20 protein-coding genes, 1 tRNA gene and 1 pseudogene are annotated in these 15,835 nt (G+C 39.7%); 1 reads left to right on the top strand and 21 read right to left on the bottom strand.

The window, feature by feature from the left end; all coding sequences use genetic code 11:
* Nucleotides 1–285, top strand: a 285-nt coding sequence (locus HMPREF9425_RS04125) for a hypothetical protein (RefSeq protein ID WP_003097011.1), incomplete at its 5' end; no start/stop codon positions are given.
* A gap of 186 nt (nt 286–471) precedes the next feature.
* Here HMPREF9425_RS04125 and HMPREF9425_RS04120 read toward each other — a convergent pair.
* From HMPREF9425_RS04120 to pyk, 21 genes and pseudogenes are all read right to left on the bottom strand, one after another.
* A tRNA-Arg gene (locus HMPREF9425_RS04120) sits at nt 472–543 on the bottom strand.
* A 49-nt stretch (nt 544–592) separates the two neighbouring features.
* Nucleotides 593–940, bottom strand: a complete 348-nt coding sequence (gene rplS / locus HMPREF9425_RS04115) for a 50S ribosomal protein L19 (protein ID WP_002950935.1) — start codon at nt 938–940, stop codon at nt 593–595.
* 127 nt (nt 941–1,067) lie between these two features.
* Nucleotides 1,068–2,294 (bottom strand): voltage-gated chloride channel family protein, encoded by a 1,227-nt coding sequence (locus HMPREF9425_RS04110; protein WP_003097008.1) that lies wholly within the window; start codon nt 2,292–2,294, stop codon nt 1,068–1,070.
* A gap of 9 nt (nt 2,295–2,303) precedes the next feature.
* Nucleotides 2,304–2,576, bottom strand: coding sequence for a chorismate mutase (locus HMPREF9425_RS04105; RefSeq protein ID WP_037621434.1), 273 nt, complete (start codon nt 2,574–2,576; stop codon nt 2,304–2,306).
* 73 nt (nt 2,577–2,649) lie between these two features.
* Entirely contained in the window at nt 2,650–4,185 is a 1,536-nt protein-coding gene (locus HMPREF9425_RS04100; protein WP_003097005.1) for a ClC family H(+)/Cl(-) exchange transporter, read from the bottom strand.
* Nucleotides 4,186–4,235: 50 nt separating this feature from the next.
* Nucleotides 4,236–4,679 (bottom strand): flavodoxin, encoded by a 444-nt coding sequence (locus HMPREF9425_RS04095; protein WP_003092543.1) that lies wholly within the window; start codon nt 4,677–4,679, stop codon nt 4,236–4,238.
* A gap of 85 nt (nt 4,680–4,764) precedes the next feature.
* Nucleotides 4,765–5,136, bottom strand: a complete 372-nt coding sequence (locus tag HMPREF9425_RS04090) for a hypothetical protein (RefSeq protein ID WP_003092932.1) — start codon at nt 5,134–5,136, stop codon at nt 4,765–4,767.
* 12 nt (nt 5,137–5,148) lie between these two features.
* The gene (locus tag HMPREF9425_RS04085; protein ID WP_003092507.1) at nt 5,149–5,868 is read right to left on the bottom strand and encodes a matrixin family metalloprotease; all 720 of its coding nucleotides are present in this window, start codon (nt 5,866–5,868) and stop codon (nt 5,149–5,151) included.
* A 119-nt stretch (nt 5,869–5,987) separates the two neighbouring features.
* Nucleotides 5,988–6,770 (bottom strand): alpha/beta hydrolase, encoded by a 783-nt coding sequence (locus tag HMPREF9425_RS04080; protein WP_003097003.1) that lies wholly within the window; start codon nt 6,768–6,770, stop codon nt 5,988–5,990.
* A gap of 135 nt (nt 6,771–6,905) precedes the next feature.
* A complete protein-coding gene (locus tag HMPREF9425_RS04075; RefSeq protein ID WP_003097001.1) occupies nt 6,906–8,567 on the bottom strand; it encodes a ribonuclease J in 1,662 nt (553 codons plus the stop codon).
* A 179-nt stretch (nt 8,568–8,746) separates the two neighbouring features.
* Entirely contained in the window at nt 8,747–9,505 is a 759-nt protein-coding gene (locus HMPREF9425_RS04070; RefSeq protein ID WP_003096999.1) for an ABC transporter ATP-binding protein, read from the bottom strand.
* Nucleotides 9,502–10,371 (bottom strand): ABC transporter permease, encoded by an 870-nt coding sequence (locus HMPREF9425_RS04065; RefSeq protein WP_003096997.1) that lies wholly within the window; start codon nt 10,369–10,371, stop codon nt 9,502–9,504. The genes HMPREF9425_RS04070 and HMPREF9425_RS04065 overlap by 4 nt, the downstream gene beginning before the upstream one ends.
* A 9-nt stretch (nt 10,372–10,380) precedes the next feature.
* A pseudogene (gene trpX / locus HMPREF9425_RS04060) lies at nt 10,381–11,381 on the bottom strand (tryptophan ABC transporter substrate-binding protein).
* 135 nt (nt 11,382–11,516) lie between these two features.
* Entirely contained in the window at nt 11,517–11,738 is a 222-nt protein-coding gene (locus HMPREF9425_RS04055; RefSeq protein ID WP_002890796.1) for a DUF4649 family protein, read from the bottom strand.
* Nucleotides 11,739–11,921: 183 nt separating this feature from the next.
* Nucleotides 11,922–12,035, bottom strand: coding sequence for an LPXTG cell wall anchor domain-containing protein (locus HMPREF9425_RS10260; RefSeq protein WP_227278705.1), 114 nt, complete (start codon nt 12,033–12,035; stop codon nt 11,922–11,924).
* Nucleotides 12,007–12,261, bottom strand: coding sequence for a hypothetical protein (locus HMPREF9425_RS09735; RefSeq protein WP_239664991.1), 255 nt, complete (start codon nt 12,259–12,261; stop codon nt 12,007–12,009). Before HMPREF9425_RS09735 ends, HMPREF9425_RS10260 begins: the two co-directional genes overlap by 29 nt.
* Entirely contained in the window at nt 12,240–13,028 is a 789-nt protein-coding gene (locus HMPREF9425_RS04050) for a surface-associated protein CshA (protein WP_003096994.1), read from the bottom strand. The genes HMPREF9425_RS09735 and HMPREF9425_RS04050 overlap by 22 nt, the downstream gene beginning before the upstream one ends.
* Before the next feature lie 76 nt (nt 13,029–13,104).
* Nucleotides 13,105–13,521 carry a hypothetical protein gene (locus tag HMPREF9425_RS10030; RefSeq protein ID WP_003096991.1) on the bottom strand — a complete coding sequence of 139 codons (417 nt, stop codon included), beginning with the start codon at nt 13,519–13,521 and terminating at the stop codon, nt 13,105–13,107.
* Entirely contained in the window at nt 13,505–13,600 is a 96-nt protein-coding gene (locus HMPREF9425_RS10700; protein WP_160312377.1) for a YSIRK-type signal peptide-containing protein, read from the bottom strand. Before HMPREF9425_RS10700 ends, HMPREF9425_RS10030 begins: the two co-directional genes overlap by 17 nt.
* Before the next feature lie 461 nt (nt 13,601–14,061).
* Nucleotides 14,062–14,193: a hypothetical protein gene (locus HMPREF9425_RS10495; RefSeq protein ID WP_003092706.1), complete on the bottom strand. Its 132-nt coding sequence runs from the start codon at nt 14,191–14,193 to the stop codon at nt 14,062–14,064.
* Nucleotides 14,194–14,317: 124 nt separating this feature from the next.
* Nucleotides 14,318–15,820: a pyruvate kinase gene (pyk, locus tag HMPREF9425_RS04040; RefSeq protein WP_003092634.1), complete on the bottom strand. Its 1,503-nt coding sequence runs from the start codon at nt 15,818–15,820 to the stop codon at nt 14,318–14,320.
* Nucleotides 15,821–15,835 lie beyond the last annotated feature (15 nt).

The raw sequence follows: 15,835 nt of genomic DNA, 5'->3' as shown, positions 1-15,835 counted from the left end.
AAAAGAGGTAAATATTTTAAAGTCTTTCAAAAAGGTGAGAAATTGGGAAAACTCAAAAGATTTGAAGAATCTAACTCTATACTATTACCATTATTGAAGAATGACTTCGTTGATTTTCATGCTCCACTTTTCGAAAGAATTGCTAAGAATTATCGTGGACTAAAAGATTACGAGAATGAAATCAAAATTTGTGAAACTTTTTTGAGCGATAAACAACCTCTTTATGGGGGTGATATGTGGGTAGATGTTTTTACAAAACGTATTAACTATGCCATAAACAAATAAAAAATAGACTCTTAACTGTAGAGCAAAGAATAATCTTGTATTATAAGATGGGAAATATATAAATTTCTCATACCTTCCATTATGCACTTAATGAAACTACACAAAACAGAATATAGCCCATTTCGAAAAAAGAAAACTTCAATGTGGACAAAACGCTTTAAAACCGCATGGTTAAAGGCTTAAAAATGTCCCCTGCCGGAATCGAACCAGCAACGACTCCTTAGGAGGGAGTTGTTATATCCATTTAACTAAGAGGACTTATGAAAAAATCTGCCACAAGGACAGACTTTTTGTTGAAATCTGTAAATTATTTACGGATTTCTTTGATACGTGCAGCTTTACCTTGCAAAGCACGCAAGTAGTAAAGTTTAGCACGGCGGACTTTACCGTAGCGTACAACTTCAATCTTGTCAACACGTGGAGTGTGGATTGGAAAAGTACGTTCTACACCGATACCGCTTGAGATTTTACGAACTGTGTACATTTCTGAGATCCCTTGACCTTTGCGTGAAATAACTACACCTTCAAAGATCTGGATACGTTCGCGAGTTCCTTCGACAACTTTCGCGTGAACGCGAACTGTGTCACCAGGACGGAATGATGGGATGTCAGTACGAAGTTGACCTTCTGTCAAACTTTGGATCAATGGATTCATTTTTATATACTCCTATCTTACTAATCTTAAGAGCAACCTTTGTGTCCCAGCGGATTAGCCGTTATTTTTGTGCGTCCATTACACACTGTTAGTATCTTATCAAAAATTTACTCGCTTGTCTAGTATCTTATTGTATTTCAAGCATTTTTTGTTGGCCATAGATACTAGTCTTATGATTGATGAGATAAGCAAATGCCATAACAATCACATAAGGAAGGACGTTAGCGGGACCAAAGACTTCAACGCCAATAAAAATCGGTGCTAAAATGGTATTGGTACTGCTACCAAAGACTGACAAATAACCAAGACCTGCTACAAGTGGAATTGGAAGTCCTAGAACTGGTGCTAGAACAGCACCAAGACTTGCTCCGATAGCAAATAGGGGTGTTACTTCTCCTCCTTGGAAACCAAGAGATAAAGTAAAGACGGTCAAGAGCAATTTCAAGAGCCAATCAAATGAATAAATGGTCCCACCACCAACACTTAAAACAATCAAATTTGTTCCAAGTCCTGTATAGCGCCCCTTCCACAAAAGCAAAAGAAGACAGGTCAATACGACACTTCCTAAAAGAACACGATAGTAGGGATTAGGAAGAATACTAGCAACCTTTTTTTTAGCCATTGCCAATAGATAGGCAAAGAGATTACCTACTAAACCAAAGGTAAGACCCAAAAGAACTAATTTAACAAAAGTCTCAAGATCAATACTCAAACTGTCAGATACAAAGTGACTAAACTTTTCAAGTCCTAAAAAATGACTTGTTGTACTAGCTACAAAAGATGCGATAAGAGTTGGTGCTAGAATTGGTAGGCTTAACTGACCCAGAATCAAGACCTCAATAGCGAAGAAAGTCGCAGCGATTGGTGTTTGGAAGAGCCCTCCAAAACCAGCTGCCATCCCCATGGTCAAGAAAATGCGTGAAGCATTAGGGATCTTAAAATAGCGACTAAAAGCATGGGAAACTGTGGCTCCGAGCTGAACAGCAACTCCTTCTCGACCTGCAGAGCCCCCAAAAAGATGGGTCAGCCACGTTGTCACTGTCACAAGTGGGATTAATCTTAAAGGTACCTGCTTCTCCTCATTGTGACCAACCTTGAAAATTAAGCCCATCCCTTGTGCTGCTTTGCCTGCAAACCTTTGGTATAGGTAAACAATCAAAAGCCCTGCTATAGGAAGCGCTGGGACTAGATAAAAGAGATGATGGTCTCGATATTCTGAAAGCCCTATAAGAACACGACCAAAAATAGCATCAATTAGTCCAACTATCACTCCTAGAAAGACAGCATATAGACTCAAAATCACTAGATTGGAGTATGAGAGACCTTGACTCTCACTTAATTGTCTAACTTTCATTTTAGTAGCCTACTTTCCTTCAAGCTTACCTGCTTGATAAGTACGTGAGTGCTTCATAATATCCGCAAAACTCGCTACGATAGCCTCTTGGTATTCTGGATTTGTAACACTCGCTGCTACTTTATTCAGCAAGGCCTGCTCACGCTCAGGATCATAAATTGCCTTTCCAGTGCGTTGTTTATAAGCACTTACTCGAGTTACCAATTTCATACGTTCTTCCAACAAAGCCACGATCTCATTATCAACGGTGTCAATCTGTTGGCGAATCTCATTTAAGTCCATACTGACCTCCTTTTTTCTCTTCATTATAACAAAAATGACCTGAGGACAAAAGAGCCTCAAGCCATTGAATTGCTTATAAAAAGAGTTTTCTTACCTGACTGATATTACTTTCATTAACAACCAGATACAGGGTTGCTCCTGCTTTTAGACGTGTGTCTCCATGAACAACTTCAGACTGGTCTTGAAAAATCTGAGTGGAAATCAAAACCCCATCAGGTAAGGTTAAATCCTTAACCAATCGACCGGCTAGACTGTCTGTAACTGGTAAGTCAATCATCGTCGGTATTTTATCAACTTGCTTTGGTTCGTGAGCGATTAGATTGTGAAGCATGGCTTCATAGACAGGTTCTCCTCCCATGAAATCCATGACCAGATAGGCAATTAGGGTCACGACACCAATTGTCATTAACTGGTGAAGATCCCCTACCATCTCAGTCACCAAAATCATCGCAGTCAGTGGAGCCTTGGATACTGCACCAAAATAACCTGCCATGCCTAAGATGATGAAGATGGGGAACTGAGTCGAATCCAAGAAACCTAAATTTTCAAAAGCTGCCGCAAAAACGCTACCAGAGAGAGCACCGAGAGTCAAAATCGGAAGGAAAATACCACCAGGAAAACCTGACCCGAATGACAACATACTCCAAATAAAGCGAATAGCCAAATAGAGGATAGCCACAGTTAGAGCAGGATGTAAACCATTTAAGGCAAGAATCAATTCATTCCCACCACCTAAAAGATGTGGAAAATAGAGGCCTATAGGAATGATAAACAGAACTGCCAAAAGGCCATGAAAATGAGATGGCAAGTGGAAGATTTTTCCTAACCCTTGGTAGACCTTACCAATACGTAAGACAACCCACTCATAACCGTATCCAAGCACACCTAGAAAAATCCCCAAGACAATAAGAATCCAATAATCTTTCAAAGGAAATACGGGTAATTTTTCTTTCATAGCAAGGACTGGTACCTGGCCAAAGATGCGTAGGGAAACAGCATTGGCTACTAATGATGCCGTTAAAGCTGTCACCCAAACATGACGAGAGAAATGATGATAGACTTCTTCGACGACAAATAGAAGACCTGCAATTGGGGCATTGAAGGCAGCCGATAACCCTGCTGCTGCTCCTGCAGCAATCAAGACGCGCTTCTCACGCGCAGAGAGCTTAAGTCCCTCGGCTAATCCCTTAGCAGTCATGGCACCTAGTTGAATACTAGGCCCCTCACGACCCAACATCAGTCCCATTGAAATCCCAAGAACACCTCCTAGGAACTTACGCCATAAAACTGACCACCAAGACGGATGTAAGAGCCCCATCAGTTCCCCTTCAACATGAGGAATCCCTGATCCCTTGATGTCTTTTTCCTGCTTAATGAGATAACCAATTAAAATAGCAAAGACCAAATTGACAAAGACAATTTCTAAAATAAGGACTGGATTGTGCAGGGCGTCTTGATAAATGGATACCGAGATTTGGGCCCCTTTAGCAATTAACCAACGAAAGAAGCTAACGACTGCACCTGCAGCCACACCGACTAAGAGCCCACGCCAAACGGACCAAAGGAGATGTTGAGATTGCGTCCTAAAATCTCTTTCTATTTCATTCATAAAAACTCCATTTTTGACTACAATAAAAGCAGACTTTACTCTGCTTTTTCTTATGCTAATGCTTCTGAAACTTTTTCAGCGAAAGCTTCGAGGTTTTCGATATCTTCATCTTCAGCAGAAAGGTCAACTTTGACACTATCCGCACCTTTAGTTGCACCAGTAAAGGTGAATTGTGTTTCAAATTCATCAACTGATTTACAGAAATAATCGTAGAAAGTATCTCCTGAACCTACAACACCGAAAATCTTGCCTGACAAATCGAGATCAGCCAAATCTTCGTAAAAGTCAACGATTTCATCTGGCAACTCCCCATCACCATAAGTGTAAGTCGCTACAATACAGATGTCCGCATCTTCAAAATCAGCGGCATCAACCGTTGTACACTCGTCTACATCTACAGTGTGACCCAATTCTTCCAATTTTTTGGCAACGATATCTGCGATTTCTTCCGTGTTACCGGTCATACTGGCATAAACGATTTTTGCTAAAGCCATAATGTCCTCCAAAATAATAAATTAGCTATATTATATCATATTTCTTCATAAAATAAATGACCTAATAACTCAAAAAAACTGCCCATCAGGACAGTTTTAGATTTTGTAAAAGTTCAAAGTGTCGATAGACTAACCATAAGCCAAGACCAACTATCAGAATGAGAATCACTGCTCTCATGAGACCTCTCAGAAAAGTCAAGAGCCAAGTAAGAATCATAGAGGTGATTAGCCAACTCCATCCAGAAGCACCGTAAAGGGTTTGAATACTCTCTATGGAATGACTAGTCAGCATTTTTACCCAAGTGGGAATATAAATCCAAATGCCATCACTTGATAAGCCCAAACGATTGGCAATCATAGTTCCTGTTGTTTGCAACCAAGTAAAGACCCCAGCATTGAAAAGAAAAAGGAAGGTTTGCATAGGGTAACGTCTAGCAAGGCGTTTCAAATAGTGCATGACAGCTCCTACTTAATTAGCATAAAGAGCATGGACCGTATCAATATCCACCTGTTGAATCCCGTAATAAGATCCAGCTGATTGCATAACGGATGTCTTAGAGTCATCGTGATCTAAGCCGATGGCATGCCCCAATTCGTGCTCAGCCGTATTCACAATACGCTTGTGAGTATAACCAAAATCACTATTCAAGAGGAAATAACGATTCAACTTAACATCCACATGAGTGATACGATTTGTTAAAACATTAGTCTGACTGTCCGCTAGACCAGCTGCCTGTGAATTCGCATCGGAATAGTCAGTCGCAACAATGTCAGCTGTTGAAGCATCATCAGTTAAAGTAAAGATGAAAGCACCCGTGTTATTCCAGTCGGTGATAGCTTCCTTATAGGCAGCTACCAAGGTCTCATCCGTGGACTGAATATAGATACTGGCTGTATTTTGCGCCCATCTAGCTCCATTAGACTCAGGAATTGTATCTGTCGTCGATAGGTTTGAAACAACCTTTTTAACATCACTTGCATTGGTCCCACTAAAACCTAGCTCAACTTGTCGAAAGGCTTGGTTAATGTTTGTAGCTAAGGTACTTGAAGAGTTATTAGCATAATAGATAAGTCCATAACCAACTATGGTTAGGATAAGGGCAAGTTTAAAAATAGCCCAAATAAGATTCCATATAAATTGTAAAAGAAGTTTGGGAATATAGAAGATTACTCTCAATAATTTTTTCAATACAGAGCCTCCTTTTCGAAACTTCCCCTAGTATATCATGCTCTAATAGTTCTAAAAAGTAAAAAATATCACTTTAAGCTTTTATCATCTCTTTGATAAGATGTTACATACTTGACCAATTAAGATAAACGTTCTTCTTTAATGTAATCAATAGGTAACCATTCTAAATAGGCTTCTAGTTGTTTTTCCCAATAATACCACTCATGTCTTCCATGGTCCGTGCGGTAGTCAATGTCCAAACCAAGAGCTTTCAAATCAGCTACTGCTTTGTTTTGAGAGTCAAAAAGGAAATCCTCAAGACCACACCAGGCAAAGAATTTGGTTTTCTTGTCATGTTGCTTGGCTAGGTTAACCATTTTATGCTGCTCAATGTCTTTTCCTTCCAAATCGCCAAAGACACCTTGCCAGTATTCCTTAGACTCACTCGTCTCATCTGTAATCATCTCCGCTGATAATCCAAGGGCACCAGAGAAGGAACCTGCACAAGCAAAGTTATTTGTCGTTAAGGCTAGTTTGAAAGAACCATAGCCACCCATAGAAAGTCCAGCGATAAAGGTCTTTTCACGCTTCTTAGTCATACTAGGGAAGAAACGTTGCATAACTTGAGGAAGCTCCTTAGCAATGGCATCGTAATACTTAACCCCGTAGTTGGTATTTGTATACCAGCCGTTTTCCGTGTTAGGCATAATAACGATGAGATTAGTCTTACGAAGGAGACGCTGAATATTGGTACGGAAGGCCCAAGAATTATGATTGCCCCCCATGCCATGAAGGAGATAGAGAACCGGAATATCCATATCACTTTCCCTTTCAGCAATCTGATCACGATCCGGATAGATAACATCTACTTGGCGGTATTGCCCTAGAACGTCTGATGAGTATTCAATTTGAAAAAAAGCCATTTATATTTTCCTTTCTAAACGTCAGAAAAGCTGGGGTATCCCAGCTTCTGCTTTAAGAAGAAAATCTTGTCGAGATTTACCTCTACTTCGATGAATGCAAGCGAGACGCTCACACTCTTAATGTAAAATCAATGATTAACGTACTTCCATGACTACTGGAAGAATCGCTGGGCGACGTTTAGTTTGGTCAAAGAGGAACTTAGCTACATCGTCTCGGACGGCACCTTTAAGTTCACCCCAATCAAAGCTGTCTCCTGCCAAGTAATTTTCAACGGTAGCATTGACAATGTCAGCAGCCTCACGGAGAATGTCACGGCTCTTCTTCACATAAACGAACCCACGTGTATTCACACGCGCTTTAGAGACAATCTTACGTTCCTTCTTGTTAACAGTGATAGCTACGATAAAGATACCATCTTCAGACAAGACCTTGCGGTCACGAAGGACGATATTACCCACATCACCGATGGCATTACCGTCAATCATAACATCACCGGCTGGAACAGCTCCTTCATGAAGGAAACCTTGATCCTCTGACAAGTGCATGATGTCACCGCGTTTAACGATATAAATGTTTTCTGGAAGAATACCAACTTCCAAGGCTAACTCTGCATGGGCTTGAAGGTCACGGTACTCACCTTGGACAGGGAAGAGATACTGTGGACGAAGGAGGTTAATCATCAATTGAAGTTCACGAGCATTGGCATGTCCAGATACACGAAGGCTCTGCGTAATCATCTTAACAGTTCCACCAGCCTTATAGATAGCGTTGTTAACACGTGCCACTACAGCTTCCTTAGCAATGCTTGGAGTTGTTACGATATAAACCAGATCTCCATCCTTAATTTGAACGTAACGGTGACGACCAACGGCCATCTTTTGGAGGCCATCGATTGGTTCACCCATACGACCATTTTCAAGGATAATCAACTCGTGGTCTTCAAACTTGTTCATGTCTTTTGGTTTGACAATAAGTTTTTCATGCTCCACAGTCAATTTTTTAAGACGGATGGCTGTACGGACAATATTTTCTACGTCAAAACCAGTAAGAACAACGCGACGTCCGTGATCAGCAGCTGAATCGAAGACTTGTTGAATACGTACCAAGTTTGAGGCAACTGCAGCAACAATAACACGTCCCTCTGCATCAGCAATAACTTGGTCAATCTCTTGGCCAACCTCTGCTTCAGAAGCTGTTTGTTCAGTACTTGTCGCATTTGCTGAGTCTGACAAGAGTGCCAAGACACCTTCTCGACCGATTTCAGCCAAGCGACTTAAATCAGTTTTGTAGTAAGGGCGAGCAGCCTGGTCAAACTTGAAATCACCAGTATAGACAATATTGCCTCGGTCCGTGCCAAGAACAATCCCCATTGATTCTGGGATAGAGTGAGTTGTCTTAAAGAATGAGACCACTGCATCTTCAAATTCAATTTCAGTTTCTGCGTCAATAACATGGAAGTTATTGAATTTCTTAACGCCAGCATTTTTTACAAAAAGCTTAGCCAACTCAATAGTAAGTGATGACCCAAAGACCGGTACTTTGACGTCTTGCAAGATATAAGGTAGGGCACCAATGGCATCAGCATGTCCGTGCGTCAAGAAAATCCCTTGGATACGATCTCTATTTTCAATCAAGTAATCTAAGTTAGGAATGACAAAGTCAACACCTAGTTGTTCATTTTCAGGATACTTTAGACCAGCATCCAAGATAAAGATAGAGTCGTTAATTTCAACAATATAGAGGTTTTTAGCATTTTCACGCACTCCACCTAGGGCAATAATTTTAATATCGCTCATGCTTGTTTTTCTCCTTTTTAGTTTGACTCTCTTCTAGAGCCTATTTTTACAGACGGTCCAAGAAGCTGAACGTTCGTGCGAACAGTCTCCTTGTCGATTTACAGGCCACAACAAAAAGTTGCATACTCTTTAAGTATACAACTTTTTAGCTTATTTTACAATTTAGAGTCAATCTGGGCCTACTCGAACATAGCATAGTAGTCTGTGATATCCAATTGATCCTTTTCTTCCTTGGTAAGATCTTTAATGATTTGTCCATCCTTCATAACGATAAGACGGTTCCCATATTTAAGAGCATCTTCCATGTGATGGGTAATCATTAAGGCTGTAAGATGGTCGCCCGTCACAAACTCATCAGTCAACTCCATAAGAGCCACACTTGTCTTAGGATCCAAGGCTGCGGTGTGCTCATCTAAGAGCAAGAGCTCAGGACGTTTAAGAGTTGCCATTAAAAGGCTAAGGGCTTGGCGCTGACCACCTGATAGAAGACCTGCTGGTGTTTCTAGGTGCTTTTCTAAACCATTACTAATACGTTCAATCAGACCTTGAAATTCCTCTGTGTAGAGATGAATTTGGCGTGATTTAAGGCCTCGTTTTTCGCCACGGTATTTGGCAATCAAGAGGTTTTCTGCAACGGTCATACGAGGAGCTGTCCCCATTTTAGGATCTTGGAAGACTCGTGAGAGGTACTTCGCACGCTTCTCAGCAGGGAGAGACGTAACATCCTCACCCAAGATGAAAATCTGACCACTGGTCAACATGAGGGTCCCTGCAATGACGTTGAAGAGGGTTGATTTCCCGGCACCATTTCCACCAAGAATGGTAATAAAATCACCTTCTCTAATGGTAAGGTTGACATGGTCCAGGATGGTTTTTTCGGTGTTAAAACCGTTATTGACCTTAACAGTCGCATCTTTGAGTTCTACAATAGCTGTCATCGTGATAAGCTCACCCCTTTAAAGAATTTTCGGCGTAGGACAGGCGAGATCAAGCAAATGGCCAGAACAATCGCACTAAAGAGTTTGAGGTAGTTCGTGTTAAATCCAAGAGCGATAACTGCTGTCAAAAGGAACTGATAAAGGATTGAACCTACACAGATGGCAATCAGTCGTTCCAACAAGGTCAAGTTAGTCGTATACAAGACTTCACCAATGATAATGCTGGCAAGTCCGATGACGATAACCCCAATCCCTTTTGAAACGTCGGCATAACCGTCCTGTTGACTAATCAAGGCTCCTGAGAGGGCAATAATACCATTTGAGATAACAAGTCCCATCACTTCCATTGAATCCGTATTGATACCAAAAGATTTAGCCATGTCTCTATTATCACCTGTGGCAATATAGGCTTGCCCTAGACGCGTGTTAAGAAAGGCAATCAAGGCAGTGATAACAATGGTTACAGCAATGAGACCGACGATTAAGAGGTTGTAATCCTTGCTGAAAGGAAGTAAATCTTGAATAGTCTTAATATCAAGAAGTCCTAGGTTGGCCCTACCCATAATCATAAGCATGACTGAGTTAAGAGAAGTCATGACCAAAATCCCTGCCAAAATAGTAGGAATTTCTCCCTTAGTATAGAGGAGACCAGTCACAAGTCCAGCACCACAGCCGGCCAAAACAGCAACCAAGGTCGCCAAGATGGGGTTCCAACCAAAATTCATAAGGGTTACTGCTACTGCCCCACCTAGTGGGAAAGAACCTTCTGTTGTCAAATCAGGAAAATCCAAGATACGGAAAGTCATGTAAATCCCAAGACCTAGGATTCCGTATAGAAGCCCCTGATAAATAGATGAAATAATCATAAGTCCTCCTTATTTATCAGCCTTGACAGCAATGTCTGACTGTTTAAGCACATTTTCAGGGATGGTGATATTGAGGTCTTGAGCAACTTTAAGGTTGAGCGTTGGAGTGCCATCATCGATAACATCAACTGGGACATCCTTAACTTTTTACCTTTTAGAACCTTAACGGCACTGCGAGCTGTAGCTTTCCCAAGCTCATATTGGCTTTGAGCAACTGAAGCCAAACCGCCCTCTTTCACCATCGTATCAACTGTCGTATAAACTGGAATCTTAGCTTGGTTGGCTGATGAGATTACAGTTGAAAAGGCTGAGGCAATAGTATTATCTTGTGGCGTCCAGATAGCATCTACCTTACCAGTCATGACTGACATGGTTGTATTGATTTCATTGGTTGATGGTACGGCATACTCGACCACATTTAGACCATCTTGTTCAGCATATTTTTTAAAGTTTTCAACCTGTGATTTGGAATTATCTTCACTTGAAGCGTAGAGAATACCAATCGTTTTGGCGTTGGGTGTCAGTGATTTGACCAATTCTACTGTCTGCTTAATCGGCACTTGGTTAGAGGTACCAGTAACATTACCTTCTGGATGCTTGAGATCCTTAACCAATTTTGCCCCAACAGGGTCCGAGATAGCCCCCATAATGACTGGAATATCCTTGGTAGCTGCCGCTAGCCCTTGTGCTGCTGGTGTGGCAATGCCGATAACGACATCGTTCTTGTCGTTGACCAATTGTTTAGACATGGTTTGAATCTTTGATTGATCCCCTTCGGCATTTAGGAGGGTAACTTGAACCTTGTTCCTTTTATAGCCAGCTTCCTTAAGTCCATCCTCAATACCTTTCTCGATTTGATCCAGGGCATCATGAGTGACGAACTGAAGGATTCCTACTTTGACGACCTTATTGGCATCTTGGTGTTCTTTTTTGAACAGATCTGTACCAATGGAGCCGAGCGTCAAGATAGCTAAGAAAACCAAAGTCCAAATTAAACGCTTGTTTTTCATATCTGTCTCCTTATATAAATTCTTACTTTCTATTGTAAGTCATTTTCAGTCAATTAGCAATATTCTTAATTTATAAAAATTACCTTTCTCAAAGAAAAAGAATCAGAACACGATGTCTGATTCTTTTTCTTATTATTACTGATATTGTGCCAAGTCTAGCTTCATAATATAAAAGTAAAGGTCGCCATATTGTCCTTTGTAGCCAATATCATGTCCGTTTATAGTCACCTTAGTGACTGGCGTTGAATCCGGTAAGGCAATCCAACAAGCTTGCTGTGCTCTGACAAATTCATTGTAATCTTCAAAAGAAGTGTGTTTTTCTTGCTTTGCAGTATTTAAATAAGTTACTTCAATCATCGAGGGACCTCCTTTTTATCCTTTAATTAATGTCTAGATTACGCTTCTTAGAGAGTAAAGTCAATCATGACGACTTAAAAAACTAGCAGGCTAGACTATACAAATAGACCCCATGGCAAATGCTGTGAGATCTATATTGATTCGAATCAGAATTCTACTACCCTAAACGACTGATAATTGATTTTAACATTTGCGTCGTTTTCTAGCATAGAGTCCCATTCCTGCTAGAAGACTTGACAAACTAACAAATGCAAGATTTGAATTCTCACTACCAGTTTCTGGAAGTTGAGCTGTCAGTTGGATTGATAAAGTATGCTTCTTCTTTTGTTTCTGGGAGAACTGGAGCCTTAGCCTCTTCTGGTTGTAGAGTTGGATGTAACTCTGGTGTTGGAGTCACAGTCTGTTTGTAAATGCGCTGAGTATTACCATTTTCATCAACGTATGATATCGTTACTTGTTCGTAGACATGTTCGATATCATAATTAAGTAATTTCTTGGTTTCTACGAAGCGATAACCTGGAATTTCAGCTTTTGCTTGTTCACCATCAACTGTAGGATTTCCCTACCACCCTTATCTACAAATGACGTAATTGGCAATACGGTAGGTGTGTAAGTCGCTGGAGACTTAGTTCTGTTCACATCTTCATGAACCACTGTAACTGCTGGGACAAGTCTTGTAAATTCAGCTTCTGGTATGAATATTACTGTACCATCTGCTGCTACCGTGTAACTAACAAGATCTGAAATAGTCTTGGTAGTGGTGCTATCTTCAAATGTAACTGGAACGACATCATTTATTGATATATGGATGTCACCTTCAGTAAAGATTGGCTTGCCTGTTTGAGTTGCACTCTTCTTACCAATTGAAGTAACTGTTGTGACAGTTTGTGTGTACTTATCAGTTGCAGTCTTAAGAGCATTATCTGACACTCTACCATCTTTATCACGACCAACTGAAGTCGTAAGAGAAACTGTTACGCCCTCGGCAGTTCCAGTAAATCCTGGGTCTGGTACAAAGGTAACCTTTCCAGTCAGCCCATCTAAATAGTAGATTCCTTCTCCTTCTACAGTCGAAATAGGATCATTGATTACATTTCCAGTTGTTGGATCGACAAACTTGGACATATAATCAAAATCAGGTGTGATTTTAACTTTCTCACCATTATTATTTGTTCCTTCAATAGCTAATTCTGGAGTACCAGTTTGACTAACTCCTTGAACATCCATAGATGTCTTGTCTTCTCCTTCAAGTTCCTTCGGAGTAACAGTTGGAATATATAGACCATCCATGCTATCCCAAACTTCATTTATAGAAGGAAGTGCTTCTTTGTCTTTAGAAACTCAATCAGTTGTATAGCCGTTGTTATCAGTAATCTGATTCAGTATTCATTATGGCTGCCTCAGTTGCCTCTAATTCATTACTTACAGAAAGTGCTGAAGTATTTGTCAAACCGTTAGCAACTACCAAATTCTCTAATGAGGCTTGAGCTGTAGAAGATGATTCATGATTCTTGGCTTCTGATGTTTGACTTGATGAATCTATCGATTTAGCAGTTCCACTACCGTTATCTCTAGATTGAGAAGGTTCAGTTTTATCACTTGCTTGGCTATCTGCAACTGAGAGTGCAGTTTCACTTGTTGCTTCGTTCGCAATCATTAATGCCAATGTACTATATAGTTGTGCATCTTGACTAATAGGTGTAGCGGCACTTGCTACACCAGCTGTTTGAACTTCTGTAGTTAACTCATCTGCTAAAACTTCGTTATCAGTACCAAGTTCCAAGTAAGACAGAGTACACGCCTACATTGAGTTTACGAATTGAAAATCGACTTATACAATTATTTAATAAATCTTTACCCACTTTGGTAATCCTCCACACTTAACATTTTAGTATCCTACCCCTCAATGAGATTAAAAGTATTTTAAAATATTAATCGTTTAACATTCTAACACGATCAGTAAAGATAATTTATTTTTTGTATAAATATAACTTTATCCAAGTCTATATAAAATATATGCGTATGTTTACCAGTATTTAAAATTGTCCAAAAAAATAATTTTAAAGTTTCATTATTTCGAAGAAAGCAATTACATTAATTAACCTTAGAAAAATGAATTCAAGGGAAATGTTTAAATTTCTAAATCCTAATCATTATAGTCAACTTCATAAAACGTCTCTTTAGTGTCTTTTTGAAAGTTTCTAGGAGCTTTAACAAATTTCGTATACACTCTTAAAATAAATGTAGCTAAAACAATATATTTCTAGGCAAATTATCTTAAGCAATTCAATTTAGCTAGCTACTTAAAATAGGAGTGTAAAGTCTATACTATTACAGCTATACCTGAATCTTCTAGGATTTTACAATCAAAATAAAAGCTAAGATTCAACGAAAAATCATGTAATTTATCATAATACTCATTTATAACCAACTCAGCCATTTTATATCCCCCCATTAATCCACTTCCTCAAAGATAATCTATATAGCATATTCCACTAGATAAATTTTATAGTTAAATAAAATATAAACTAAAAAAGAAGATCCTCATGGACCTTCTTTATATTTAAGTATAACTTAAATTATTTTACTGTGCGGATACGCATAGTGTTTGTACCACCTGTACCTACTGGAACACCAGCAACGATAACAATGTTATCACCAGATTCTACAAGACCTGAATGCAATGCAACTTTTTCAGCAACATCAAACATGTCATCAGTTGAAGCAGGTTTTTCAGTAACTACTGGAATAACACCCCAGTTAAGCATCAATGATTTTTGAGTAATTTCATCGAATGTTACTGCCAAGATGTCAGCTTCTGGACGGTATTTAGAAATCAAACGAGCTGTGTTACCAGATTCAGTAAGTGCAACGACAAGTTTGATATCCATTGAGTTAGTAGCATCTTTAACTGCAGATGCAACAACTTCAGTCTTGCTTGAACGACCAAATGTTGATGAATCAAGACGACCATACTCTTTAAGAAGAGTTTGTGCATTTTTATCAATTGTAGCCATTGTACGAACTGATTCTACAGGGTATTTACCGTTTGCAGATTCACCTGAAAGCATTGTAGCATCAGTACCATCAATAACTGCGTTAAATACGTCAGATACTTCTGAACGAGTTGCACGAGGTTTATCAGTCATTGTTTCAAGCATGTTTGTTGCTGTAACAGCAATCTTACCTGCAGCATTGACTTTTGTGATGATCATTTTTTGGTAAACTGGAACCATTTCAAATGGAACTTCGATACCCATGTCACCACGTGCAATCATGATACCATCAGCAGCTTCGATGATTGAATCAATGTTTTCAATACCTTGTTGGTTTTCGATTTTAGCCAACAATTTAACATGTCCATTACCAGTTTCTTCACAGATAGCACGAACTTCTTGTACGTCTTTTGCAGTACGCACAAATGAGATAGCGATAAAGTTAAGACCTTGTTCAAGACCGAAACGAATATCGTCATTATCTCTTTCAGCAAGTGCTGGGAATGGGATTTTAGTGTTAGGAATGTTTACACCTTTTTGTTTAGCGATGATACCATCATTTTCAACTTCAACGATGAATTCACGTTTTTCAGCATCTTTGTCTACAACACGAAGACCAAGTTTACCATCATCGACAAGAACTTGTTTACCAACTTCTACATCGTCAAAAACGTCAAGTGCGCCTGCAACGTTCAAAGCGATAACGTCGCGAGTTGATTTGATACCTTGTTTAGTAGCAACACGAATTTGTTCACCAGTTTTGTATGCATACTCTTTAGCATCACCTTCGAACAATTCTGTACGAATTTCAGGTCCTTTTGTATCAAGAAGGAAACCTACTTTTTGACCTGCAAGGTCTTCTGCCATACGAACGACATCCATACGTTCACCTTGTTCAGCGTGGTCACCATGTGAGAAGTTGAAACGGAAAACGTTGGCACCTTCCTTGATCAATTGAGCAATGTTTTTAGCAGATGCTTCACGGTCAAGTTTTTCACTCCAGTAACCATCTTCACCAAATTTTTTGCCACCACGGATTTCAACCGCAGGACCAAGTGTTGCAACGATTTTTACACGTTTATTCATGATAAATAAAACTCC

The sequence above is a fragment of the Streptococcus vestibularis ATCC 49124 genome (assembly GCF_000188295.1).
Taxonomy (GTDB): domain Bacteria; phylum Bacillota; class Bacilli; order Lactobacillales; family Streptococcaceae; genus Streptococcus; species Streptococcus vestibularis.
This window is presented reverse-complemented; position numbering and strand designations above follow the sequence as displayed.

Coding starts and splice junctions, on each gene's coding strand:
- HMPREF9425_RS04055 (WP_002890796.1), bottom strand. CDS start 11,738: ATGATTGAAGTAACTTATTTAAATACTGCAAAGCAAGAAAAACACACT.
- HMPREF9425_RS04080 (WP_003097003.1), bottom strand. CDS start 6,770: ATGGCTTTTTTTCAAATTGAATACTCATCAGACGTTCTAGGGCAATAC.
- HMPREF9425_RS10495 (WP_003092706.1), bottom strand. CDS start 14,193: ATGGGGGGATATAAAATGGCTGAGTTGGTTATAAATGAGTATTATGAT.
- HMPREF9425_RS04105 (WP_037621434.1), bottom strand. CDS start 2,576: ATGGACTTAAATGAGATTCGCCAACAGATTGACACCGTTGATAATGAG.
- HMPREF9425_RS04110 (WP_003097008.1), bottom strand. CDS start 2,294: ATGAAAGTTAGACAATTAAGTGAGAGTCAAGGTCTCTCATACTCCAAT.
- HMPREF9425_RS04065 (WP_003096997.1), bottom strand. CDS start 10,371: ATGATTATTTCATCTATTTATCAGGGGCTTCTATACGGAATCCTAGGT.
- rplS (WP_002950935.1), bottom strand. CDS start 940: ATGAATCCATTGATCCAAAGTTTGACAGAAGGTCAACTTCGTACTGAC.
- HMPREF9425_RS04100 (WP_003097005.1), bottom strand. CDS start 4,185: ATGAATGAAATAGAAAGAGATTTTAGGACGCAATCTCAACATCTCCTT.
- HMPREF9425_RS04070 (WP_003096999.1), bottom strand. CDS start 9,505: ATGACAGCTATTGTAGAACTCAAAGATGCGACTGTTAAGGTCAATAAC.
- HMPREF9425_RS04090 (WP_003092932.1), bottom strand. CDS start 5,136: ATGCACTATTTGAAACGCCTTGCTAGACGTTACCCTATGCAAACCTTC.
- HMPREF9425_RS04095 (WP_003092543.1), bottom strand. CDS start 4,679: ATGGCTTTAGCAAAAATCGTTTATGCCAGTATGACCGGTAACACGGAA.
- pyk (WP_003092634.1), bottom strand. CDS start 15,820: ATGAATAAACGTGTAAAAATCGTTGCAACACTTGGTCCTGCGGTTGAA.
- HMPREF9425_RS04050 (WP_003096994.1), bottom strand. CDS start 13,028: ATGGATGGTCTATATATTCCAACTGTTACTCCGAAGGAACTTGAAGGA.
- HMPREF9425_RS04075 (WP_003097001.1), bottom strand. CDS start 8,567: ATGAGCGATATTAAAATTATTGCCCTAGGTGGAGTGCGTGAAAATGCT.